This window comes from Paenibacillus xylanexedens (genome assembly GCF_007680605.1).
Classification (GTDB): Bacteria; Bacillota; Bacilli; order Paenibacillales; family Paenibacillaceae; genus Paenibacillus; species Paenibacillus xylanexedens_B.
In genome coordinates this window covers 111,202-135,040 of record NZ_VEIO01000008.1, presented here as the reverse complement: position 1 = coordinate 135,040, position 23,839 = coordinate 111,202, and the positions used below count along the sequence as shown (strand labels likewise).

Here is a 23,839-nt window from a genome sequence, read left to right as displayed (position 1 = left end):
CGCCTGCGTGTGCAAGTTGGGAGAGCATTATAAGTAAGGGGGAACATTTGTTGTGAGTGGGGCAATGTCATGGCCTTTTTTGCGTTTATACATTTTGGTGCTGCTCTACTTCAGTGCCAATGCCATTCTGAATGTGATTATTCCATTGCAGGGGGCCTTCCTCGGTGCGAGCAGTACGACGATCGGGCTGATTATGGGTGCGTATATGTTTACAACGATGTTTTTCAGACCGTGGGCAGGTAAAATTATTCAAAAGCACAGGCCGATCAAAGTGTTACGAATTATTTTGATTATCAATGGGTTTGCGCTGATTCTCTACACGTTTACAGGACTTGGCGGTTATCTGCTTGCCCGTATTTTGCAAGGGGTATCGACGGCCTTTTTTTCCATGGCGCTACAGATGGGCATCATTGATGCACTACCGGAGAAAGACCGTTCTCAGGGCATTTCTTATTATTCGCTGTTCAGTTACATTCCTGGCATTGTTGGCCCGGTGCTGGCTTTAGCCATTTGGCAGACCGGAGGCATGGATTATTTTACAGTGGTGCTGATCGGGATTGCAGTTTGTACCGGGATCTTCGGCTATACTGCCAAGATGGAGAAAGATAAGGAGGGGCCGCAGTCCGCTGCAGATGCATCCGGGCAGAACGTGAGTATGTGGGAGTCCTTCGGACAGCTGGTAAAAAATCCATTATTGTTCCGCTGCAGTGTGCTGATGCTGAGTGCATCGGTGGTATTTGGCGCGGTCACTACATTTATTCCGCTGTATGCAAGTCAGGTTTCTGGCGGCAATGCTGGCGTATACCTGATGTTGCAGGCGGGTACAGTGGTGCTGGCTCGAATCGCACTCCGCAAACGCATTCCTTCGGACGGGGAGTGGCATTCACCGTTTATCATGACCACGATGCTGTTGCTGGCTGTTGCGGCACAGTGTGTGAGTTTTTCCGTTACGGGAGGTATGCTCTTCTTTTATTCGGGTGCAGTTCTGATGGGGATCGCTCAAGCCATTTTGTATCCAACGCTCACGACGTATCTGTCCTTTGTTTTGCCTCAGCCGAACCGCAATGTACTCATGGGTTTGTTTATTGCGACGGCTGATTTGGGCATTTCGCTGGGTGGTGCAGTCATGGGGCCAATCGCTGACATGTCTTCCTATTCATTTATGTACACGATCTGTGCTATTCTAGGAGCGGTAATGATCGTTTTTGCCTATGAACGGCGTAAAGCGACTAACCGGAACTTCATGAGCTGACGGCCAGGGAACGGGAACGTGGGTACGTGGGTACGTGTCAGAGAAAGCAGGTATGAACGATTGAAATCTTCTATAACAACAACATCCAGTGGAAAATTAGACCCGGTATCTTTTTCCTTTATCGGGTTTTACATACTGGCTTTTTTGTTTTTTGCGGCGAATGCGGCGTTGACGATTATTTTGCCTTTGCGCAGTGAAACGGCCGGGTTAAATCAGGCTGAAATTGGTCTGATGATGGGCAGTTACATGTTCACCTGCATGCTGCTCCGACCATTTGCCGCACAGTTGCTGGGCAAGTATGGACCGCTCCGGGTTATGCGATGGCTGCTGATGTTACATGCCGGGACGCTGCTACTGTTTATTGTATCCGGGGTGGAAACATACCTGTGGCTACGGGCATTGCAGGGCGTGGCGACCGCATTTTTTTCAATGACGATGCAGGCAGGCATTGTAGAAAGACTGGAGGATAAGGATCGTGCGCAAGGCCTGGCGATGTACACCTTGTTTACGATGGTGCCTTCGCTAGTCATCCCGATTCTGGCTGTGCAAATCTGGCAAAACGCCAGTGAGCTTGCGTTTACGCTGTTGATGATTGGACTGGCGGCATTACCCTTGTTGCTTGGGTACAAGGTGGATTTACCACAGAGCACGGTGCAGAACAAAACGTATACGCTGGGGGATATGCTTCGCTCGTTCAGTGGCATCTGGCGCAGTACACCCCTGCTCGTCAGCAGCGTGGTCATGTTGTTTGCCTCCTGTGTTTTTGGAGCCACAGCGACGTTTCTTCCGCTCTATATGGTATCGACAGGTGTAGCGAGTGCAGGTATCTTTTTGACGATTCAGGGTCTGGTGGTGATCCTGTGCCGATTCATTTTGCGTAAAAAAATACCGTCAGACGGTAGCTGGAATACGTGGCTTATGGCAGGTCTGATGTTATCTGCCGCACTGGGGACACAGCTGCTTAGCTTGATGGATATGCTGGGGCCATTTGTGTATATTTCTGCGGTGTTTAGCGGTTTTGCGCTGGCTTTACTGTATCCAACGCTGACCACGTATTTGTCCTTTGTATTGCCTGCGGATTCAAGGTACGTGCTTATGGGCATATTTATGTCCTCGTATGATCTCGGTTTTTCACTAGGCGGGCTGGCGATGGGCGTTGTGGTGCAGATCAGCTCTTATTCCGTGATGTTTACCGTTTGTACATTGCTCTCTGTTGCCGCTTTGATCGTGGTGGTACTTTTCAGACAGCGGATGGAGGCCGGGAATCAGTCTATTACTGCGCCAGTGACTTGAGTTGGAAGGCAGAAGGAAGACAAAGGTACGGTGTAGATTTAGATAAAAGTATTGGAGAAGGTAAAGTAGGCATTACAGGTCGCAAGAAATAGGATTATGCAAAAAGAGCTAGAGATGAAGAGATACAGCTAGAGAATTACAAATGAATAGTTACAAATAAAGAGTTACAGATAAAGCTTTTGGTTCTTCTGCGAAGCGCATCACGAATGCGAATGTGCAGGGGATTCACAAGCTTTTTTCATTGTTTTTTTGCACGAGATACGAAAAAAAGATTTGACAACGACGCCAAGCAGGATTATAGTCATTGTTGTTAATCGTAATTATTACTATTAAATTCGGAAATCCACCGATTAAGGTGAACTGTACCTATAAGGAGTAGATCTAATTGACACAAAAGCAAATACCGGTGACCGTTCTTAGCGGTTACCTTGGATCAGGCAAAACAACGGTTCTGAATCATGTGCTGCACAATCGCCAAGGGCTGAAAGTCGCTGTAATCGTGAACGATATGAGTGAGGTCAATATTGATGCGGCTATGGTGAAAGGGGAGGCAACACTCTCCCGTACCGAAGAAAAACTTGTGGAAATGTCCAACGGATGCATCTGCTGCACTCTTCGTGATGATCTGATGCAGGAGATCGAAAAGCTGGTAAACGAAGGCAAGTATGACTACATCCTGATTGAGTCGACAGGCATCAGCGAACCTGTTCCGGTGGCACAGACATTTACATATGCCGATGAAGAGACAGGCATCGATCTGACACGACTGGCGAAGCTGGATTGTCTAGTGACTGTCGTTGATGCCAACCGTTTCTGGCATGATTATGCCTCAGGGCAGAGCCTGCTGGATCGAAATCAGGCGACCGGGGAAGACGATACTCGTGACGTAGTGGATCTGCTCATTGATCAGATCGAAACCTGTGATGTGCTACTGCTGAACAAGTGTGATCTTGTGGAAGAGGCAGAGCTTCACAAACTGGAAGGCATTATCCGCAAGTTGCAGCCGAGTGCCAAAATCATTCGTACGGTGAACGGACAGGTGAACCCGGTGGAGATTTTGAATACGGGACGGTTTGATTTTGAGAAAGTGAGCATGTCGGCCGGATGGATTCAGGAGCTGGAAAAAGAGTCCCACACGCCAGAGACCGAAGAATACGGTATCGGATCATTTGTGTACCGCCGCAGGAAGCCGTTTCATCCTTCCCGTCTGGCTGAATTCATGAGCTACTGGCCGGAAGAGGTTGTACGTGCCAAAGGGCTGGTATGGCTTGCCGCTGAAGGAGATGTGGCTGCCAGTCTGAGTCAGGCGGGGCCGTCCATTCAGTTTGGGCCTGCCGGGCATTGGGTTGCCGCGCTGCCGGAAGCGGACAAGGAAGAGATTTTGCGGACAGAGCCGGATGTGCTTGCAAAATGGGATGCCGAGTGGGGCGACCGCCAAACAGAACTGGTCATGATCGGCATTGATATGGAGCGTTCCATCATTGAGGATGAACTGGATCAATGTCTGCTCAGCGATGAAGAGATGCTGGCGGATTGGGGACATTTTGAGAATCCGTTACCGTGGCCTGTAGAGGCTATGTAAGAGAGGCTTGACGGTGTAAGGAAAGCTAGTGTGTAAGAGCTTAAGTGATCTGGGCTTTAGAGTAGGACAACCTGATGGAGTTCGTCGGCCGAGATACTTTTCATGAATCATCTAAAAAATCTAACAAAGGAGCTGTAGAAGATGGCTAAAAAATCAAAGGTTGTGCGTGAGAAACAACGTCAGGCAATCGTGGCAAAGTATGCGGAACTGCGCCGTGAACTGAAGGAAAAAGGTGATTATGAGGCGCTGCAAAAGTTGCCTCGTAACGCTTCACCAACACGATTGAAAAGTCGTTGCGAGATCACTGGCCGTCCACGCGGATATCTGCGCAAATTCAAAGTTTCCCGGATCAAATTCCGTGAACTGGCTCATCAAGGTCAGATCCCGGGAGTTACCAAGTCCAGCTGGTAAGCATGATAAGCGGAGTTTTTGATAAGGAGGTCTCTTCCATGTTGGATATGTTTACGCAGCGACGCATTGTATCCTTGATGAACGGTTATGTCCATGAGAAAGTACCAGCAGAGCTACGGACGATGGTGAAGTTAACCTATGAGATGAAGGATCATGAGTTGATTCTGAGCGAAGAACGTCCTGCTGGACAACGACATCAGTGGGAGCGAATGCCGATTGCTCGCTTTTATTGGGAGGGAGAGCAGTGGAAGGTATACGCTAGCGATGATCAGCACAGCTGGAGTCCGGCGGATATGGTTGTGCCATGTTTCGATTTCGAGGATGTGTTGGAGCAAGTGGAACGAGACGAATCCGGGGTATTTTGGCGCGAACGTGATTAAAAACATAGTTGTTATGCATCTGGTGGTAGAACTGAAATAACTGAAATAACTGGAGAAGCGCGCATTGCTATACGGGGATCGAAATCGTGACAACGATTGAGGTCCTCTTTTTGTTTTATCGTGGAAGATTGCACATACGGAGATGGAACACCATAATGAATAGACACTGGAACAGGAAGGAAGAAGGAAGAGAAGTGTGAGAGTAGGTGGAATAGCCGGGTGGTGCGAATAAGTGATGTATGTGAATGAAACTGCTGCAGCAGGCCCGGCTCGTGCCCCTGAAATTTTCTAGTCCAAAATTCTAACGATCCCCAGGAACGCTATTCATCCCAAAAAAAGCGGGTTTGAAATTCTAACGATCCGTAGAAGCGTTATTTTGCTAGAAATAGCGATTTTGGTGGGGGAATCGGTGATTTTCAGCCGAATAAGCTCTGTGGTGATCGTTAGAATTTTCAAACTGAGAAATGTGGCTAAATAAGCTCTCTGGTGATCGTTAGCGTTAGGAAGTGCAGGTGGAGTAGCAGTCATTTGTTGAGAGCAAACAAACTGCTGAAGAGCAAAATTAGATGGAGTGGAATATACTGGATCCCTACCCCCGTAGACCGTTCAACCGTGCACCGTACAGCTCTAGACCAAACCGAACAGCCCATACACCGTACAACCTGTTACCCTGCTGCCATCCTCACCAACGCTCCTAACCCTTTCCTCCGTTTACATCGTCCTTCTCTCTTTCATCTCGCACACACTCCAGGCTACTCCAGGCTACTCCACTCTCCCACAGCTAAGCCTCGAATAACACTTCACCCGTACGCGATACGTCATACCCCTCAAATGCTCGCAGCTCTTGCCTGAACTCCGGGGAACGAAGGATGTGTAAAACCGATTCAATCCAGGCCTCGTTCCCCTGTTTTCTCAGCATGACCAAGTCGTAGCGCTCCTGCACGAGCGGAATGAAATCGACTTGCCCGACAAGGCGAGCGGCCTTCTCTATACCGACACCTACATCGGCTTCGCCGGAGCTGACTTTGGCTGCGACGCCCATATGACTTGTTTCCTCCACCTCATATCCGAGTAGTTCGGCAGCAGAAATCCCGTGTAGCCGTAATTGCTCGTCCAGCAACACTCTGGCGCCAGATCCTTTTTCCCGATTCGCGAGGCGCAGGTCGGATTGGTTCAGATCGGTCCAGTCGTTCAATTGACGGGGATTCCCGCGTGGAACATATAGACCGGCAGGGCGAGACAACAGATTGACAACGACATAGGACCAGCCTGTTAAAATTTTGCGGATATACGGCAGATTATACTCCCCGGTGTCGCCATCGAGCAGATGAGTGCTGACCAGGTCGGACTCCCCCCGATACATCGAGATTAGCCCATCCAGACTCCCCATGAAAGAGCGCAGTGGACGAATATCCCGGGATTGCTTCTCCATATGACGCATCAGAATATCCAGACTGACATCTTGCCCCGTTATAACGAGATGTCGCGCCGCACCCGCGATGTTCTGACTGTAGCTAGCCGTAGAACTAGCGAATGAAGGTGCGGCAATCATTGGAGAAGGGGACGCTATCCTATGATTAGATGTCATCGCATGCTGAGATTCGACATGATCCGTTACTGCGAATGAGCCAGCAACTGGATTATGCTTCTGGACAGCCTCGGTTGAAAGTTGCTCGGTTGTTGTCGTACCCGGCAATGCATTTTGTTGTGCCTGTGCCGGGGATTGGAGTTGCTTGGAACGGCGTTTGTAAGCATCCAGATCGGCAGCATCGATGCGCATCTGTTTGCCCACACGGTAGGCGACAAGGTCTCCCTTTTTGATCAAATCATAGACGGTTAGTTTGGATATTTTAAGCAGCTTGGCTATTTCTTCGGTTGTGTAGGATTGCTCCTCCGTCATTGGTGAAGAACCTCCCTCTATAATATAAAGGCGTTAAAATTTTATATTGAAGCCCTATATGTGTAATCCACTCATATTCTAATTCTTATTCCCTTCGATACAATGGCGTTTCTTGTACTATACCATTATTTGAAGACACGCATAAACCTGAGAACGTATCATAAAAAAGCTGACATATTGTCTCGAATGTAGAATGTGAATAATCTCACCTTCCTATTTCGTACGTTCTGTGTATAATTAGTTATAATCAATTATATCTAGTTATAACTAAACATAATATTAAACGTGGAATATGGGGGAGAACGAATGAACAAACGAATTACATATGTGCTTGGAACGATGTCGCTGGGACTGGCGCTTGTACTGGCTGGTTGCGGAGCTGACGCAGACGCGAACAAGCAAGATGCAGCGTCTTCCACAAATCAAACAGCTTCTGTACCAGCTACATCTGGTGAAAATACAGCGCCAGCAACGACAGAGCCACAGGAAAAAGTCGAGCTGACGATATCCGCTGCAGCAAGTCTGACCGATGCAATGAAGGAGATCCGGACGAACTTTGAACAATCCAATCCCAATATCAGCCTGAGCTTTAACTTCGGTGCGTCCGGTGCATTACAGCAGCAGATCGAACAGGGAGCACCGGCAGATATTTTTGTATCGGCGTCTGCGAAAAATATGAAAGCCTTGGTTGATGAGAACCTGATTGAATCAAGCGACCAGAAGAACCTGCTTCAAAATTCATTGGTAGCTATTGTACCGGCGGATGGGATAAGCGCAGTAACCAGTGAGAAGGATTTAACGAATGATGGTATCAAAACGGTAGCCATTGGCATTCCAGAAAGCGTACCTGCAGGTACTTATGCCAAAGAGGCCCTGACCAATGCGAAGCTTTGGGATCAGCTTGAGAAAAAGCTTGTTCAAGGCAAAGACGTAAGACAGGTTCTTCAATATGTAGAAACAGGTAATGCGGATGCAGGGTTTGTGTACAAAACCGATGCACTGACTTCCAAGCAGGTAAAGATTGCGTTTGAAGTAGATAAGAGCAGTTACACACCTGCCAATTATCCGCTAGGCATCATCGAAGGTACGAAACACCGCTCAGAAGCTGAACAATTCTATGCTTATCTGCAAACACCTGAAGTACTTGATATCTTTGCGAAATACGGATTTTCGATTCCGAAATGAATATGAACGCAATCGACTGGTCCGTGTTCTGGCCCCCGGTGCGTCTGTCCCTTCAGGTGGCGCTGTTATCCAGCGTTATAGCGGTTGTGGTGGGGGTAGCTGTCGCCTGGAAAATGTCACGAACTGCATTTCGCGGCAAAATTTTTCTGGAGACCGTTCTGATGCTTCCGCTTGTGCTTCCTCCAACGGTGGTTGGATTCCTGCTACTGGTTATTCTAGGTCGGAGAAGTTTGCTCGGACGCTGGATCGAGGCAATCTTTTCGGCCCCTGTCATTTTTTCGTGGTGGGCTGCGGTCATTGCTTCTGTCGTTGTCGCCTTCCCGCTGGTGTATCAGACGATGAAATCCGGTTTTAACGGGGTGGATCGAGACCTGGAGGATGCTGGACGGTCTATCGGAGCAGGTGAATGGCAGGTGTTCCGCTATATTACGTTGCCCCTGGCAGGTAGAGCATTGATGACAGCATTTATTTTGGGCTTTGCCCGCGCGCTGGGGGAGTTTGGCGCAACACTGATGATCGCTGGCAACATTCCGGGCAAAACACAGACGGTGCCAACGGCCATTTATGTCGCTGTGGATTCAGGAAATCGGACGATGGCCTGGGCTTGGACGATATCGATTGTTATCATCTCTTTTCTGATGTTACTTATGACGAGACAGCAGCGCGACAGCAAAGCATCTTTTTAGTTTCTAATTCGTTTCTAAATGGGAAAAATGTGATGAAACCCGCTAAGAGAATTTATTCTCGGATTGCGGGTTTTTATTATGAATCTGATGACATATGTCCTCAAAAGGGATGAAAATGATCATTATGGAAAAGTAAAGCCCTTTTGAGCGAAAAAAAACAAATATTTTCCCGAAAATTTACCTTTCAGCACTCGCTTTCCATGGGCTTGTTCCTGTAAAATAGGAGGTAACTGATTCCAGCCAAGCATTGAAATAAGGAGAGACGACGATGAAGACTAAACCTGATTGCGACATATCGTTGCAAATCGATGATTATCTGGATCTTTTGCATTTTGCCATCCAAATTCAAGATCAGGAATGGCGCCAGTCCCTTATCCAGCAACTCAAAATATTTCAAACGGCACCGGAGCAGCAACATACTCCTGAAGAAGAATTATGGATGAGATTCGATTATATCAACAGCAAACTAACAGGTCTGTGTCATCAGATCCACGCCGCTCATTCTGTGGATGAACGCAAGAAGTTTGAAGAACGTGTCGGCGTTCTGCAACTACAGCGAGTGGAAGTGGCGCGTAAAATCAAATGGGCCAGTCGCAGATAGCACGAAGTGAACAACATTGAAACACTACTTTGAAGTACAACGATGAATGACCAAATTCAAGAACAAAGCCATTCTCCGGTGCAGTCCGGGAGAGTGGCTTTTTTGCTTATGAATAGAAGCTTGCCCGGTTCATTTCCGCAGCTGTTATTTTCCTGACTGAAGTATGTATTTTGAGGGCATCGAGGCCAAGGAATTCATAGGATATGGGAATTATGCAATTTAACGATATAGGCGCAAGCTGGAGTAACTGACGCTCCCGGCCCGGCATATGCTGTAGCAGGCAAATGCTGATAGGCCGGTTTTTTCTATGGGTGAAGCAGGCCTTAACCGAAAGGAGGAGCACCATGCAGAGTAAAATCGATGAAATAATTAACCATATCGCGCATTCCCACCAGCAGATTGCACGGGTATTGGATGCCAAACGCCAGGTTGCTGTACGCATGTCGGAGATCATCCACCATTTGCCGGATAACGAGCCGGAGCTGGATGGGGTTGAAGGTTTGCTGGACAGCTCGGGACAGATTAATAAAAGCATTATCTCCTACCTGGGAGGGCTTGCTGATCTGGAAGAAGCTGTGGCTGAGACGCTGACCCAGGTTATGCGGGAGATCGCGGTACAAGAGGAAGAATAAGCCCGGAAGGCGGGTGATGAAACATGAGCAGAGAACAAAGTCTCATTTTGATGCTGGATGCTGCAGCCAAGATGCAGTGGAACATTGCGTTGATTCTGGAAGCCAAAGCCATTGAGGCGGAAAAGGTACGGAATTGGACGCTGAATCATCTGAACGGGGACAGCTTTTTAACTCATGGCGATCAGGTTGGTGAACCGCTTAAAATGCATGAGCAGCTGGTGGAGCTGCTGGAAGGATTAACGCGCATGGAAACGGGACTGTGCAACAACCTTAAAGCCGTGATGGTCCAGAATGACAGCGAAGATGGCGGCGGCATGGACGGGGGCATGTTTGGCGGCATGGATCTCGGGGATCTGGGAAAATGAGTTTGTTGCAGCGTGAGCAGGAGGTCAAACTGGCACTCATCGAATCGATTGCACATAGCCAGCAGGCACTCGCCCGCATTCTGGACAGTGTAGCCAGTGTGTCTTCTCATTCGGAAATATCCGCCCGAAGTCTCGCGGAGAATATACGTCTGCTTAGTCGTTATCAGGAAGAGATGTCTCGCATGATTACGGGGATCAGACTGACCCGAATTCGCCATGGAGAGCCAGGTCTGCCTTGGCTCAAAGACCCCGGATGTGTCGTTCGTACCGCCGGGGACCTACAGGAGGAATGCTGATATGTTAAAAAAGAAGTCCAGATTGAAATCCAAACGTGCTTTATTAGCGCGTGGCGCCCGCTTGCGTAAGATCCGCAAGCTGCGTGCGCTGAAATCGAAACGTGTTGTCCACAAACGTACAGGCAAAGGACGCAGTGCGTGGCTGAAAAAAAAGAAACGTGCGGTGCAGAGGCACCGGAACAAAAAAATTGTTCGACCTGTCGCCCCGGTTACCCCTACCGATCCAAACCCGGACAGCGCGTACAGTCAGGGGTACAACGAGGCGTACAACGAGGGATTCAACGCGGGTTTCGCCAAGGGATTCGAGGACGGACATCAACTGGCATACAAAGCGCAGTAATCGATGGAGCTGTTCAAGACACAGCTGATATTGACAATGTTATAAAAGATACAAATGATGCGGATATTTCGGTTAAAGAAAACAGCGAATGACAACCATATCTCGATGATTGCTTATGGCGAACATACAGGTTAAGGCTACAGCCCGGAGGGACAGATCCCTCCGGGCTCTTTGCATGACCACAATAGCGGACATGCCCGTGCAGGCGAACATGGAGGGCAGACGCCAATTTTGAGCCTTGCAGGACACCCGTCCATGATGCATCTGACCCCGAGGCATATCCTTTAGAGGGAAGACCAATCTCGTGGAGAGTCAGGAATGAGATCTCCTTGAAGGAAGACAGGGTGAAGAATGTGGCAAAACGAAGACACCGCCCGCTGACTGAAGCGGAGGCGGCCTACCGCGGCGGATATGCAGAAGGCCGCAGGTTTGGCGGCTGTCAGGCCATCATGGAGCGGGTGCAGCCGTTTGAACCGACTCTGCGGGACATGAAGGTACTGTATATCCCGCAGGGATTCGATGCCATTGATCAGGGTGTCATTCTGGCACTGCAACAGTCGGTTCGAGAATGCGTTGTTGGATCGCCAGCAGCGATGTTGCAAGAAGCCAGTCAGCACCGGCCTGATGTTGTTCTGGTGATGAACGGCCTGCACGTATTTCCCGAGGATCATCTGGAGCAGGTAAAGGGAATACGTGTACTGGGGATTCGGACGGCCGTGTGGTTTGTCGATGATCCCTATTTCACAGAGGATACTGCAACCATCTGTCAGCATTACGACATCGTGTTTACGCATGAAGAGGCGGCTGTGCCCTTCTACACAAACCAGGGAGCAAGGCGGGTCATTTACATGCCGCTGGCTGTAAATCCAGGCATGTATCATCCGCGACGCACAGAGCCCCAGTTTCAGTACGATATTTGCTTTATTGGCACGGGATTCTGGAACCGGATTGATCTGTTTAATCAGCTTGCGCCTTATCTTGCAGATAAGAAGGTGTTTATTGCCGGAAGTCAGTGGAACCGGCTGGCACGGCTGGATGTACTGGGGCAGTTTATTCACGAAGGGTGGATTAACCCGGAGGCAACCGTCGATTATTACAATGGCGCCAAAATCGTGATTAACGTACACCGAACCTGCGAGAATGGTGAGGATAATCGAAACACCCACCATCTACAGGGACGATCGATCAATCCGCGCACCTATGAGATCGCTGCCTGTGGCACGATGCAGATTACCGATACTCGCGGAGATTTGCCCCGCTATTATCAGCCGGGGTATGACATTGAAACATTTAGCACGGCGGCAGAACTTCAACGCAAGATCCACTATTATCTGCATCATGAAGAAGAGCGCCAGACTATCGCTTGGCGAGGTCTGCTCACCACCATGAATCGTCATACATTTAACCGCCGCATTACCGAGTTGTTAGGACATCTGTAGTTTCCCTTCTGTGAAAGAGAAACATCAGGAAGCAACGTTATCCCAAATAAAAAGGAGTGGCGGTATGCCTATCAAACACCGTAAAACGAGAAAGGTTCATCAACCACCTATACTCAGCCTGGCAGATCAGGCTCGTAAAAATGGACGGCAGGCCGGATTTGACGCAGGCAAAGAAGAAGGGTATCTGCGGGGCCGCGCCAACTATATTGTAAATTGTGCGCAGGAGCCGCTACCTTTCCGGCAACTTCACGTGCTCTATGTTTCTTCGGGTAAAGGTTTCCCTTACTCTCCGCTGGATGAGGCCATTATGTCTACGCTTCAGGGGATGGTTGCTCAGGTGACGCTGTCTGATCCCCGTCAGCCGGTCTCTCAAGTTGCGCTGGAAACCCGTCCTGACCTGGTGCTTGTGCTTGACGGGATGGATATCCCTATCGAGCATATCGATGCTATACGCCAAGCGGGCATTCAGACGGCGATCTGGCTCACCGATGATCCGTATTATACCGACATGACTCTGGAGATTGTGAAGCATTATGATCATGTGTTCACACTGGAACTGAATTGTGTAGAACTATATCGCCAGCATGGCTGTGCATCCGTGCATTATATGCCTTTCGCCGCCTTTACGAACCACTACTTCCCAATTACAACCCCATCCCCACTGAAAAGGGACGTCAGCTTTATCGGCTCGGCATACTGGAACCGCGTGTATTTCTTCAACCCGATTATGCCACAGCTCATGTCGCATAATACCGTCTTTAACGGTATCTGGTGGGATCGATTGCCTGACTATACGGCTTATGGCGAGAAAATTGAGCTGGGTCGCTGGATGAGTCCTCAAGAAACCAATGAAGTTTACAACGGCACTAAAATCGTTATCAATCTGCATCGCTCCCATGAGGATGATTCGGTCAACAATAATCAGATCAAAATTCCGCCAGCTTCACCAAACCCGAGAACGTTCGAGATTGCAGGTAGCACAACATTGCAGTTGACCGATGCACGCGACGATCTGGCTCGTTTCTATAAACCGGGGGTAGAGATCGAAACGTATTCTTCACCGCAAGAGATGCTGGAGAAGGTCGAGTATTACCTCACCCATGAGAAAGAGCGGCGCGAAATTGCCCTGCGAGGACTTGAACGGACGTTGAAAGACCACACGTATGACCGAAGAATCAATGAGTTGTTAAGCATTATTTTCCCTTAATCTCGGCCAGGAGGAGGTGTGCACAGTACCCCGTATCTGCTTGTAAGTTGTATACGGGGTCCGTGTGCGGCCATGGCAATGAAACCCAAACTGATGCTGTTTTCCCATGTGTGTAATACCCGCAGTATTACAGGGGCGGAGAAGCTTTTGCTTCATTTTATGAGAGAGATTGGCACGATCTTTGAATGTGTGCTTGTTGCCCCGCAGGAAGGGAAACTTACCGGACTCGCACGAAGGTTTGGCATCCAGGTTCATATATGTAATCTGCCGATGCTTCACGGTGTATACACACCGTATCAGGGGATTGCACAAGATGCGGAACATCTGCGGAATACCCCGGCATTTCAGGATGCGCTCTGGCTAATCCGCAGTCACGAGCCGGATATGGTTTTGACCAATACCTGCGTGAATGTCATGCCTGCTGTAGCGGCAAAATCGCTCGGGATTCCAGTCATCTGGAAAATTACCGAGATTATTCAAACGAATGAGCATACAACCGAAGCGATCCAGATGATTGGCCGTTATGCAGACTGGATTATCGGGATTTCCGAGACGGCGGCGTTACCGTTCAAACAAGCAGGCATGAGTGACAGGGTGACGATTATTCCTCCGACATGGGAGCCTTCCCTTCCTGCACCTGATCGATGGCTTCATCTGCGTGAGCGAAAACGGTTGGAGCTTAGATTCAAGTCTTCGCATACCTGTATCGGTTATATTTCTTCCTTTATATATGATGCCAAAGGTTTAAAGCCTTTTGTTGATATGGCGCTGAAGCTGTGTGAGACCCATTCACGTTGTCGCTTCTGGATCATTGGCGCACCGTCAGACAAAAAGTATTACGACGAATGTGTTTACCAGGTGAAACGATCCGGGTATTCAAGGCGCTTCACGTTTACCACGTTTGAGGAAAATGTATCGCTGGCTTACTCCGCAATGGATATCGTGGTCATTCCCAGCATGGTCAAAGAAGGCTTCGGCATGACTGCGCTGGAGGGGCTTTATTTTGCCAAACCAGTCATCGCTTTTGCCCAGGGTGGTCTCAGTGAATTGATGGAATCCGTAGGCAGCGGTGCATTTCTGGCTCCGCCCGGGGATAGCGATGCGCTCGTTACGCTGGCTACGACGTTGCTGAATGATTCCGAGCTTGCTTCCGATACCGGATGGCGTAACCGGACAGAAGCGGAAAAGCTGTACGGAATCGAAACCTACCGGGTGAAGTTGCATACGATGGTCACACAGTGGTTATTGCGTTTTCCCGGATGGTTCACGTATATCCAGCCACCGAGCGGTCCTGTGCTGGCGTGGGGAGAAGGCGGACTGCGTACAGTGCTTAATCCCGATCCGGCCCTTATTCGAACGTTGTTGCTTCCAGAGAGTATTGTACAGCTTCTTCCTCGTTCTTCGTTGCCTCCAGTCACCGTAACACAGCAGGGGGAGGGAGCCGGGAAACCCCGCGAAGAGGATCAACGGACCGAGCCGGAAATTCATGTAGGTAAACGCCATCGTAAAAGAAAGGTTCCCGCTTCTCGCCGCAAGCTCAAAAAGCTGAAACGGACGATTCGAATCGGGAAGAAGAGCCGTTCGGCTCGTACTCGTAAAGTGAAAAGGCGGCACACATCAGCCTCGAAGTTGTCCACTCGCAGACGATCTACGAGGAACAAGGGACGTAGCCGGATGGCACGTAAAGGTTCCAAGTCACGGTAATCAAAACCGTTTTTTATACTCGATAAGCACACGGGTTCCAATATACGACAGAAGGCAGGGATGACGATGAAGATCATGACGGTGCTGGGTACGAGACCTGAGATTATTCGGCTCAGCCTGATCATTTCCAAGCTGGACCAGTATGCGTCCAAACATATTCTGGTGCACACGGGACAGAACTTCACAGAAAGTCTCAGCGGTCTTTTTTTCAAGGAAATGGGTCTTCGTGCCCCGGATTACGTTCTTCAGGATGAAGCCGCCTCATTGGGGCGACAGCTGTCCTCGATGTTTACTCAGATGGAAGATTTGATCCAGCAGGAGAAGCCTGACAAATTGCTCCTGCTTGGTGACACCAATAGCGCTTTGTGTGCGGTACTTGCTGAACGTATGGGCATTCCGGTAATTCATATGGAGGCTGGCAATCGCTGCTTCGATCTGGATGTACCAGAGGAGAAAAACCGCCGCGTGATTGATGCGATCTCGACCATCAACATGCCTTACACCGAACAAAGCAAGAAACATCTTGTCAGTGAAGGCGTGCCCAGCCGCCGCATTGTGCTTACGGGCAATCCGATCTACGAGGTGATGGAACATTACGGTCCGCAGGTCAATGCCAGCAAAATTCTGAAAAAACTCAAGCTGAAGCCCGGACAATATTTTCTCGTTACCGCTCATCGGGCTGAAAATGTCGATCACCCTCCTCATCTGCTGGAGATTATGAAAGGGCTGAATCAAGTCGCGGAGGAACACGGGCAACGCGTGATATGCAGCATTCATCCGCGAACGGCGATTCGCATTGCCGAACATCTGCAGCTGGAGATGCATCCGCTGGTGGAATTCCATGAGCCGTTTGGATTTTTCGACTTTGTCATGCTGGAGCGACATGCACGCTGTGCGCTCACAGACAGCGGAACGGTTCAGGAGGAATGTTGCATCATGGGGGTGCCTACCGTAACGATGCGTCGTACGACAGAACGTCCGGAAACGGTAGACTGTGGCAGCAACGTGGTTTCCGGCCTGGATGCCGCGCGCATTGCGGATTGTGTGAACGTGATGACCAAACTGCCAAATGACTGGGATTGTCCGCAAGGTTACAAGGCAACAGATGTGTCCAGTAAAGTGGTCAAATTTCTGCTTGGAGGGAAAATGCATGTTTGAAAATAAGCGTATACTCGTGACTGGCGGTACGGGATCATGGGGGTATGAGCTTGTCGCTCAACTGTTGCCCCAGCAGCCAAAAGAAATTATTGTGTACTCTCGCAACGAGTCCAGCCAGGTAGCGATGAGTCGTGATTTTGAAGATCCGCGCCTTCATTTCCGCATTGGTGATATTCGTGACAAGGATGCCTTGACGGCGGCCTGCCAGCATGTGGACTACGTTTTCCATCTGGCAGCACTCAAGCATGTGCCGGTATGTGAAGACCAGCCTTATGAAGCACTCAAAACAAACGTGATCGGCACACAGAATGTCATCGAAGCGGCGATTGAAAATAAAGTGAAAAAAGTCATCTATATTTCGACCGACAAAGCGGCCAATCCTTCGAACTTCTATGGAATGACCAAGGCGATCGGTGAGAAATTGATTGTTTATGCGAACCTGCTTCATAGTGATACGAAGTTTGTCACGGTACGGGGCGGCAATGTGCTTGGCACGAACGGCAGTGTAGTGCATCTGTTCAAAAACCAGATTCGCCAAAAAGGTCAGGTATCCATTACGGATATGGGCATGACCCGGTTCTTCCTTACACTTAAGGATGCGATCAAACTTCTGTTCAAAGCCTCGGTAGAAAGTGTTGGCGGTGAAATCTTTGTGATGACGATGCCAACATGCAAGATTGTCGATCTTGCCGAGGTGCTCATTGAAGATTCCGGTGTGGAAAACGTAGCGATTGTAGAACGTGGCGTTCGTCCGGGTGAGAAAATCCATGAAATTCTGATGAGTGAATTCGAGAGCATGACAACGGTTGTCTACGACGAACAGTATCTGGTCATTTTGCCTACGCTCGGCATTCCAGGATTGCGTGAACATTACACCAACTGCCCACCGGTCCCATACAGCAGCTTTAGTTCCGAGCACCAACTTATGACCAAAGAAGAGATTCGTGAAATTCTGAAGCGCGGAGGGTTTCTATCATGAAGCTGCTGATTCTTGGGGGAAACGGAATGGCCGGCCATATTCTGGTCGACTATTTCCGCCGTCAAGGTGTGCACAGCGTCTTCTACACCACGCGGGACGTGACTGACCCGAACGGGTTGATCCTGGATGTGAATGACAGCTTTATGGTCGACAGGCTTGTAGAAGCAGTGCACCCGGACGTCATCATTAACGCGGTTGGTGTGCTGAACAGCTTCGCGGATGAGGATAAAATTGGCGCCTATCACATCAACGGTTTTCTGCCTCATCGTCTGCGGCGGATGGCCGATTCCATTGGTGCACGCCTAATCCATATCAGCACAGACTGTGTATTCAGCGGTGATCGCGGAGCATATCGGGAGGATGATGTGACAGATGGTACGTCCTCCTATGCGATTACGAAAGCACTCGGTGAGGTGCAGGATGAAGGGCATCTGACGATACGGACGTCCATTATCGGACCTGAAATCCGGCAGGGTGGTATTGGTCTGATGCAGTGGTTTATGTCCAGTACTGGTGAGGTCGGCGGGTACACACGTGTCTTCTGGAATGGCGTAACCACACTTGAGCTTGCCAAATGGGTAGACCATTATCTGGATTCTCCAGTCAGTGGGCTGATCCATCTTGCTCATCCTGCACCCGTCAGCAAACATGACCTGCTTGTGCTGTTCCAGCAAGTCTGGAACAAACAGGATGTGAAGATTATACCGGACGATAGCATGGTTCAGGATCGCACGCTGGTATCCACCCGTGAGGACGTGAAGACAAACCTGCCGGACTATTCAACTATGCTGAAGGAGCTGGCATTATGGATGGAGCAGAGCTGACGGGCAAAAAAGTACTGATTACAGGCGCGTCCGGTTTTACAGGACGACATGCCGTAACCTATTTTCAAGGTGCCGGCGCGGATGTTGTAGCCGTTGTAAGGCGGCCGGCTGTGTATTCGTTTGATGAAAATGTAGGTGTATACACCTGTGATCTCAACAATAAGGAACAAGTTCGTGAACTAATTCAGGAGATCGAGCCGGATTATGTGCTTCATCTCGCTGGCAAAAACTCGGTACCGGATTCCTGGGCTGATCCACTGTTAGTGCTTGAAACGAACGTAATGGCGGTGCTGTACCTGCTGGATGCTTTACGCATCTGTCCGAAGGCGCGGACGGTGATTGTAGGGTCCAGGCTCAAGTATACGCCGAAACCTGGGCGCATACCCCAGCCACCACATCCATACAGCTTGAGCAAAGCGCTGGAAGAGATGGTGTCGCTATCTTGGAAGTCCCTGTTCGGTCAGCAGATCATGCTGGCCGAACCGGGCAATCTGATTGGTGCTGGGCCCTCTACGGGCATCTGCTCTCTGCTTGCCCGCCATGTGGTTGCTTGTGAGCAGACGGGTAAAACAGAAGCGTTTCGTCTATCCGGGCGCGATAATACACGTGATTTTCTGGATGTACGGGATGCGGTTCGTGCGTATGCTACCTTACTAGTGCATGGCACCAGCGGCACGGTGTATCCGGTGGTGTCTGGGGTGGAACGGAGCCTTGGCGAGATCGCTGATCTGCTGATGATGATGACCGAAGCCAACGTACCGATCCGCTGGGACGGCACTTCATCCGGGCCGGACGGAGCAGGGAAACAGGAGGAAATGTCGGAACTGCGCAAATTGGGCTGGCAACCGCAGATTTCATTTGAGGCATCGCTACGCGATATTTTGAGTGATGTTCGTATCCAGCAAGGGAGGACGACAGGATGAATCCGCGTGTATCCATTGTGATTCCGTTCTACAATTGCCCTTATGTGCCGATGGCGATTCAGAGTGCGCTGGATCAAACCTACCCCGAGGTCGAGGTTATCGTTGTCAATGACGGCTCAACAAGACATGCGGAGCTACTCCAGCCGTATCTGCCCCGGATTAATGTGCTTGGCAAAAGCAACGGCGGCACCGCCTCGGCACTAAACCACGGCATTCGGCATGCCTCGGGTGATTATGTGGCTTGGCTGAGCTCGGATGATTTCTTTTATCCTGACAAAATTCGTTACCAGCTTGAATTCATGCAACGTGAGAATGTGCTGGTCTCGCATACGAATTTTCACTATATCAATGAACATTCGGCGGTGACCAAAATGCATGGCGGGCCCGAGCCGATGTCTGAACTGGATAGTTTACGCCGTTTTAACGGGGGGAATCCGGTCAACGGATGCACGGTCATGATCCGCAAGGATCTGTTCAGCGGCGTAGGGCTGTTTGATGAACTGTTGCCTTATACGCATGATCTGGATCTCTGGCTGCGAATGCTGCTTAACGGTCATCGCTTCCCTTACCTGAACGAGCCTTTAACGGCGTATCGCTGGCATGGGGGGATGGGGTCGGTGCGTCATGCGGACGTGATCGGCAGAGAAGCGTCCATGGTCTGGTCGAGGTATCGCGAACCGTTGTTGCAGCGTATTGCTGCGCTTGGCGGGTAGCGATGGAGGCCGTTATGAAGCCGCGTTGCGTGCTGATTAACGGCTTCTTTGGCGCAGCCTTTTGTGAGAGAGAGAAAGGTTAGGGAACGGGACGTACGCATAATCATGAACTCTATGGTGCATGAGGATGCCGGGGGCTGTGATGGTTCTGCAATACGTTGCAAAATGTACATTCACCCTGCTCTGAATGCCCGATACTGCTGGTTGAAACCTTCATATACTGGAGGAGACGCAAGAGTTTGCTTTGCACAGATTTGAGAAGGAAGGGGATGCCCGGATGGAGCCAAAGGTATCGATCGTGATTCCTTTTTATAATTGTCCATATATCGAGCAGGCCGTTCATAGCGCCCTTCATCAGACGTATCCGCATATTGAAGTGATCGTGGTGGATGATGGATCGACCCAACATGTAGAGCGGCTACAGCCCTTTATGGATGAGATTCATTACATTCGTAAAGAGAATGGCGGCACAGCGACCGCGCTCAACGAAGGCATCAAACATGCGACAGGGGACTATTTTGTCTGGCTCAGCTCGGATGATGTGATGCTGCTGAACCGGGTGGAAAAACAGTTAAAATTCATGCTCGATGTCAAGGCTTCGTTCTGTCACGGGGCGTATCATTACATCAATGAACATGGCGAATGGCTGGATACGGTGCAGCCCGAGGTGGGAAGCCGTCTGGAAATGCTGCAGGTATTGATGGAAGGATGCCCGATTAATGGCTGTACCGTAATGGTGGAAATGGAGGCGTTTGAGCGCTTTGGGGTGTTCGACACGGATTTTCGGTATACGCATGATTATGAGATGTGGCTGAGGCTGTTCCCACTGTATGAGCTGTTTTATTTCAATGAACCGCTGATGTGTTACCGGCTGCACGAGTCAATGGGCACGAAACGTCATTTCAAGGAACTGGTTGCGGAGATGGAACGTGTTCAGGAGAAGCACCGTCCGACCCTGCTTAACTTGCTACACGTTGGCGGGTACTGGAAATGATGGATGGTTGCGGTTGCAGGTCTATCTAGTAGAGTAATATGCATCATTAGGATGAGTAGCTGAAATAGGGAACATGGGGAGCGAACACTTGAGTAGCAATGGTTAGGATGCTAAAGGGTGCACGCTCTTCTTCTTTTTTTATTTCCTGTATAATGAAAGATAACTTGTACATAGAAGGGACTGAATGATGCGCAGATATCAATATCGGATAACCAGACTATTAACTAATGATAATGGAGGTTAACGTATTGATTACCGAATTACACACGACAAGACTACATTTACGTCAAATGAAAGCATCCGACTCTACTGATCTGTTTCAGGTATGGTCCGATCCAGCGGTCGCCAGATTTATGAATATTTCCCCGTTCTCGGATGAAAAACAAGCGCTAGACATGATTCAATTGCTTGCTAATCTTGCTGAGGAAAAACAGGCCATCCGATTCTCGATTATTGAAAAGGAGTCAGGCAGAATTATGGGCTCCTGCGGTTATAACTACCTTGATGATGAACAAGCGCGAGCCGAGATCGGGTACGATCTGGCCAAAATCTACTGGGGGAGAGGATATGCAACCGAAGCTGTTTCTGCTCTATTAACTCACGGCTTCTCTTCTTTGAAACTCAATCGGATTGAGGCAAAAGTTGATCCCCGTAACGTGAACTCTATCAAACTGCTGGAGAAACTAGAATTCACACGGGAAGGAACCCTGAGATCTTACGAGAGAGCAGGAAGTGTAGCAGAGCCAGGTTCGAGGGAAACGTTTAATGATCTGTATATGTATTCAAAGCTCGCCTCGGATTAGAGGGAGTTAAGTATGTAATTGGATATGAAAAAGAAGCTGCAGATTTAGATCTGTGGCTTCTTTTAGTAAATGCTTGCAAATTAGCCTTGAAGAGGATGCTCAGAGAGTAATTTTTTAGTCCTTTTCATTCAAAATAACCATGGATACCGGATCGGGAAACACATATCCTTTCGGAAGCTTTTCCATCAGGGTGTTCATGGTCTCGTAGTCCACCTCAATGTGGGGCGTGGAGACGGGGACGGAAAACCAGCGATTATACAGATCGCTTGGAACAAGCAGGGTCATGTCGAAAGTCCTCCTCTATAGATGGCTTCTTGATACACTTGGAGCGTACGCAGTCCCATTTCTTCCAGAGAACGATGTTGTTCAGCCCAGGATTTGGCGGCGGCTCCTACCTTTCTGCGGGTTATATCATCTTCAAGCAGTGCGTGCAGCAACTCGCTGAGTGAATCGGCATCCTGCGTGGGAACGACCCACCCGGTGTGCCCCATTTCGACCATTTCGGGCATGCCTGCTGTACCACTGACGATAACAGGGACACCTGCAAGCTGCGCTTCGGTAACGGAAAAGGGCTGTGTATCCTGAAGGCTGGGTTGTACATAGATATCGGCATGTTTGAGGAAAGAAGGGATATTGTCCAGCTTGCCCCAGAATACGATATCAGCCGCAATGCCAGCCGCGGAAGCCTGGCCACGCAACTCTTCCAGCAGATTTCCTTCTCCGGCAATCCAACATATCCAATCCGAACGTCTTTTCTTTAGGGTAGCAAGAGCTTTGATTAGTACATGTACGCCTTTGATATATTCCAGTCTTCCGGTAAAAGCAATAACCTTTTTGCCCGCAGGTGCACGATGGGGGAACCTGGCAGTCGCGGCTTTGCGATAAGCCTTCAGATCAACAGCATACGGAATCTGTCTGAATTTGGACTCCGGCACGCCGAGTTCAGTCACCGTACTTTTGATCCAATGGCTCGATACGAGAATCAGCTCACACAGTGCCGCGCTTCGTTCCTCCAGAGAGAGGAAATAACGTCCGCGTTTAGATTGCAGATAGGAAGATAATGTAAGATGCGGGTTGGAGTTTTGCTCATCATAAAAAGCTTCGCGGGCAAGAGCTCCATGGTAACTTGTAACGAGAGGTATGTTCCGTTTCATAATCCGTTTGATGGCTACCGCTGCAACAGGGTCTTGTGCATGAATCACGTCATAATGCTCCACGCCAAGATAGGAAGCAGCCATCTCAAAAGCATATCTGTTCAATTCGTAATAGGCCAGCAGTGAGTCAGCTGTGAATTGTGGCAGGTCCGTTGGGTTAAGCTTGGCTTGCAGCATGGGCCATACCAGGTCTTTCGAGAATGAACGATTGAGATTACGGACATATACTTCATTTCTGGCGCTGTTTGTGCCCATGATGTCCACTTCAACACCGAGGGCGGCGAGACGATCGGCGAGTTGTTTAATATATGTCCAGATGCCTCCCAAATGTGTTAGTTCCCAATACGTAACGAGCAGAACTCTCATAACGACCTCCTTGTCGCGGCCTGCACAGGCCGAACTTCTATCCTGTTATTCTATGAAATAAGCGGGAGTTCAGGTCGGGCATCCGTTGCAATCCTTAAAATTAGGTGACTGTACATGCCAATGGACGAGAAGAAACATATTCTGTCTACAGGGAGAATTGCGACGATTCAGGCTCCGCAGGAGGGATACAAAATGGCCGTATATATTGTCCAGATGCATGAGAATGTGCTTCAGACGTTTATTCCTGTGAAATACATGGATGTGGAAGTTGCTTATGTTGGAGATGGGGAAGGAACAGATGTATACGTTGGAGTAGGCGGAATTTACGGAGAAATGTACCGGAACTTATTTCATGTAAACCCGGGCTCCGGGGCGGTAGCCAATAGTTATGTCATTCGTAATCTGAATGTGTCCGGCGAAATCTGTGAGTTGAAAATCATAAGTAATAGCTCTGTACCCAACCATCTGTTGATTCGAATCTATTGTCGCAACGGGGACGGACAGCTCATCGGCGTATTGTCGGAACATCAAATGATCAAACTTGCGGATTAATGTGTACACAACGATAAGGAGCAGGCAAGGGGCCTGGTCCTTTTTTTGTCGATTTTTTTATATATTGGTGCCTTGAAAAATAGCTTGACAGCAAAGGTAT

Annotated in this window: 26 protein-coding genes; 23 read left to right on the top strand and 3 right to left on the bottom strand. The window is 49.3% G+C overall.

What is annotated here, in order from left to right:
- The first annotated feature begins 52 nt into the window (after positions 1-52).
- The 5 genes from cntE (FS818_RS24190) to FS818_RS24170 all read left to right on the top strand — a co-directional run bounded on the left by cntE (FS818_RS24190) (position 53) and on the right by FS818_RS24170 (position 4,918).
- Positions 53-1,252 (top strand): staphylopine family metallophore export MFS transporter CntE, encoded by a 1,200-nt coding sequence (cntE, locus tag FS818_RS24190; protein WP_145335451.1) that lies wholly within the window; start codon positions 53-55, stop codon positions 1,250-1,252.
- Positions 1,253-1,312: 60 nt separating this feature from the next.
- A complete protein-coding gene (cntE, locus tag FS818_RS24185; RefSeq protein WP_260984823.1) occupies positions 1,313-2,545 on the top strand; it encodes a staphylopine family metallophore export MFS transporter CntE in 1,233 nt (410 codons plus the stop codon).
- A gap of 385 nt (positions 2,546-2,930) precedes the next feature.
- The gene (locus tag FS818_RS24180) at positions 2,931-4,127 is read left to right on the top strand and encodes a GTP-binding protein (protein ID WP_145335448.1); all 1,197 of its coding nucleotides are present in this window, start codon (positions 2,931-2,933) and stop codon (positions 4,125-4,127) included.
- Between the two features lie 141 nt (positions 4,128-4,268).
- The gene (rpsN, locus tag FS818_RS24175) at positions 4,269-4,538 is read left to right on the top strand and encodes a 30S ribosomal protein S14 (RefSeq protein ID WP_145335446.1); all 270 of its coding nucleotides are present in this window, start codon (positions 4,269-4,271) and stop codon (positions 4,536-4,538) included.
- A gap of 38 nt (positions 4,539-4,576) precedes the next feature.
- Positions 4,577-4,918 (top strand): DUF3024 domain-containing protein, encoded by a 342-nt coding sequence (locus FS818_RS24170; RefSeq protein WP_186331874.1) that lies wholly within the window; start codon positions 4,577-4,579, stop codon positions 4,916-4,918.
- 781 nt (positions 4,919-5,699) lie between these two features.
- Here FS818_RS24170 and FS818_RS24165 read toward each other — a convergent pair.
- Positions 5,700-6,818, bottom strand: coding sequence for a substrate-binding domain-containing protein (locus FS818_RS24165; RefSeq protein WP_145335442.1), 1,119 nt, complete (start codon positions 6,816-6,818; stop codon positions 5,700-5,702).
- A 306-nt stretch (positions 6,819-7,124) separates the two neighbouring features.
- Here FS818_RS24165 and modA point away from each other — a divergent pair, with 306 nt between their 5' ends.
- The 17 genes from modA to FS818_RS24080 all read left to right on the top strand — a co-directional run bounded on the left by modA (position 7,125) and on the right by FS818_RS24080 (position 21,667).
- Positions 7,125-8,003 carry a molybdate ABC transporter substrate-binding protein gene (gene modA, locus FS818_RS24160; protein ID WP_145335440.1) on the top strand — a complete coding sequence of 293 codons (879 nt, stop codon included), beginning with the start codon at positions 7,125-7,127 and terminating at the stop codon, positions 8,001-8,003.
- Positions 8,000-8,689: a molybdate ABC transporter permease subunit gene (gene modB, locus FS818_RS24155; RefSeq protein ID WP_186331873.1), complete on the top strand. Its 690-nt coding sequence runs from the start codon at positions 8,000-8,002 to the stop codon at positions 8,687-8,689. The genes modA and modB overlap by 4 nt, the downstream gene beginning before the upstream one ends.
- 268 nt (positions 8,690-8,957) lie before the next feature.
- Positions 8,958-9,290, top strand: coding sequence for a hypothetical protein (locus FS818_RS24150; RefSeq protein WP_090919294.1), 333 nt, complete (start codon positions 8,958-8,960; stop codon positions 9,288-9,290).
- A gap of 344 nt (positions 9,291-9,634) precedes the next feature.
- A complete protein-coding gene (locus tag FS818_RS24145; protein ID WP_090919291.1) occupies positions 9,635-9,922 on the top strand; it encodes a nucleoside-diphosphate sugar epimerase in 288 nt (95 codons plus the stop codon).
- A gap of 23 nt (positions 9,923-9,945) precedes the next feature.
- Positions 9,946-10,287, top strand: a complete 342-nt coding sequence (locus FS818_RS24140; protein WP_145335438.1) for an alpha-helical endospore appendage domain-containing protein — start codon at positions 9,946-9,948, stop codon at positions 10,285-10,287.
- Positions 10,284-10,583 carry a hypothetical protein gene (locus tag FS818_RS24135; RefSeq protein WP_145335436.1) on the top strand — a complete coding sequence of 100 codons (300 nt, stop codon included), beginning with the start codon at positions 10,284-10,286 and terminating at the stop codon, positions 10,581-10,583. Before FS818_RS24140 ends, FS818_RS24135 begins: the two co-directional genes overlap by 4 nt.
- Position 10,584: 1 nt before the next feature.
- A complete protein-coding gene (locus FS818_RS24130) occupies positions 10,585-10,923 on the top strand; it encodes a hypothetical protein (protein WP_145335434.1) in 339 nt (112 codons plus the stop codon).
- A 344-nt stretch (positions 10,924-11,267) separates the two neighbouring features.
- Positions 11,268-12,362 (top strand): CgeB family protein, encoded by a 1,095-nt coding sequence (locus FS818_RS24125; protein WP_145335432.1) that lies wholly within the window; start codon positions 11,268-11,270, stop codon positions 12,360-12,362.
- 64 nt (positions 12,363-12,426) lie between these two features.
- Positions 12,427-13,569: a CgeB family protein gene (locus FS818_RS24120; protein WP_260984822.1), complete on the top strand. Its 1,143-nt coding sequence runs from the start codon at positions 12,427-12,429 to the stop codon at positions 13,567-13,569.
- 78 nt (positions 13,570-13,647) lie between these two features.
- Positions 13,648-15,273, top strand: coding sequence for a glycosyltransferase family 4 protein (locus tag FS818_RS24115; protein ID WP_222128838.1), 1,626 nt, complete (start codon positions 13,648-13,650; stop codon positions 15,271-15,273).
- A gap of 66 nt (positions 15,274-15,339) precedes the next feature.
- Positions 15,340-16,431, top strand: coding sequence for a non-hydrolyzing UDP-N-acetylglucosamine 2-epimerase (gene wecB, locus FS818_RS24110; protein WP_090919756.1), 1,092 nt, complete (start codon positions 15,340-15,342; stop codon positions 16,429-16,431).
- A complete protein-coding gene (locus FS818_RS24105) occupies positions 16,424-17,410 on the top strand; it encodes a polysaccharide biosynthesis protein (RefSeq protein ID WP_090919276.1) in 987 nt (328 codons plus the stop codon). Before wecB ends, FS818_RS24105 begins: the two co-directional genes overlap by 8 nt.
- Positions 17,407-18,234 carry a dTDP-4-dehydrorhamnose reductase family protein gene (locus FS818_RS24100; RefSeq protein WP_145335428.1) on the top strand — a complete coding sequence of 276 codons (828 nt, stop codon included), beginning with the start codon at positions 17,407-17,409 and terminating at the stop codon, positions 18,232-18,234. The genes FS818_RS24105 and FS818_RS24100 overlap by 4 nt, the downstream gene beginning before the upstream one ends.
- On the top strand, positions 18,216-19,157 hold the full coding sequence (locus FS818_RS24095) for an NAD-dependent epimerase/dehydratase family protein (RefSeq protein WP_145335426.1): 942 nt from the start codon (positions 18,216-18,218) through the stop codon (positions 19,155-19,157). Before FS818_RS24100 ends, FS818_RS24095 begins: the two co-directional genes overlap by 19 nt.
- Entirely contained in the window at positions 19,154-19,870 is a 717-nt protein-coding gene (locus FS818_RS24090; protein WP_145335424.1) for a glycosyltransferase, read from the top strand. The genes FS818_RS24095 and FS818_RS24090 overlap by 4 nt, the downstream gene beginning before the upstream one ends.
- 277 nt (positions 19,871-20,147) lie before the next feature.
- A complete protein-coding gene (locus tag FS818_RS24085) occupies positions 20,148-20,864 on the top strand; it encodes a glycosyltransferase (RefSeq protein WP_145335422.1) in 717 nt (238 codons plus the stop codon).
- Positions 20,865-21,112: 248 nt separating this feature from the next.
- Positions 21,113-21,667 carry a GNAT family N-acetyltransferase gene (locus FS818_RS24080; protein ID WP_145335420.1) on the top strand — a complete coding sequence of 185 codons (555 nt, stop codon included), beginning with the start codon at positions 21,113-21,115 and terminating at the stop codon, positions 21,665-21,667.
- 114 nt (positions 21,668-21,781) lie between these two features.
- Here FS818_RS24080 and FS818_RS28970 read toward each other — a convergent pair whose 3' ends face one another.
- Positions 21,782-21,952, bottom strand: a complete 171-nt coding sequence (locus FS818_RS28970; RefSeq protein ID WP_186331872.1) for a hypothetical protein — start codon at positions 21,950-21,952, stop codon at positions 21,782-21,784.
- The gene (locus FS818_RS24075) at positions 21,949-23,187 is read right to left on the bottom strand and encodes a glycosyltransferase family 4 protein (protein WP_145335418.1); all 1,239 of its coding nucleotides are present in this window, start codon (positions 23,185-23,187) and stop codon (positions 21,949-21,951) included. The genes FS818_RS28970 and FS818_RS24075 overlap by 4 nt, the downstream gene beginning before the upstream one ends.
- 120 nt (positions 23,188-23,307) lie before the next feature.
- Between FS818_RS24075 and FS818_RS24070 the strand changes: the two genes are divergently transcribed.
- On the top strand, positions 23,308-23,739 hold the full coding sequence (locus FS818_RS24070; RefSeq protein WP_186375582.1) for a hypothetical protein: 432 nt from the start codon (positions 23,308-23,310) through the stop codon (positions 23,737-23,739).
- Positions 23,740-23,839 lie beyond the last annotated feature (100 nt).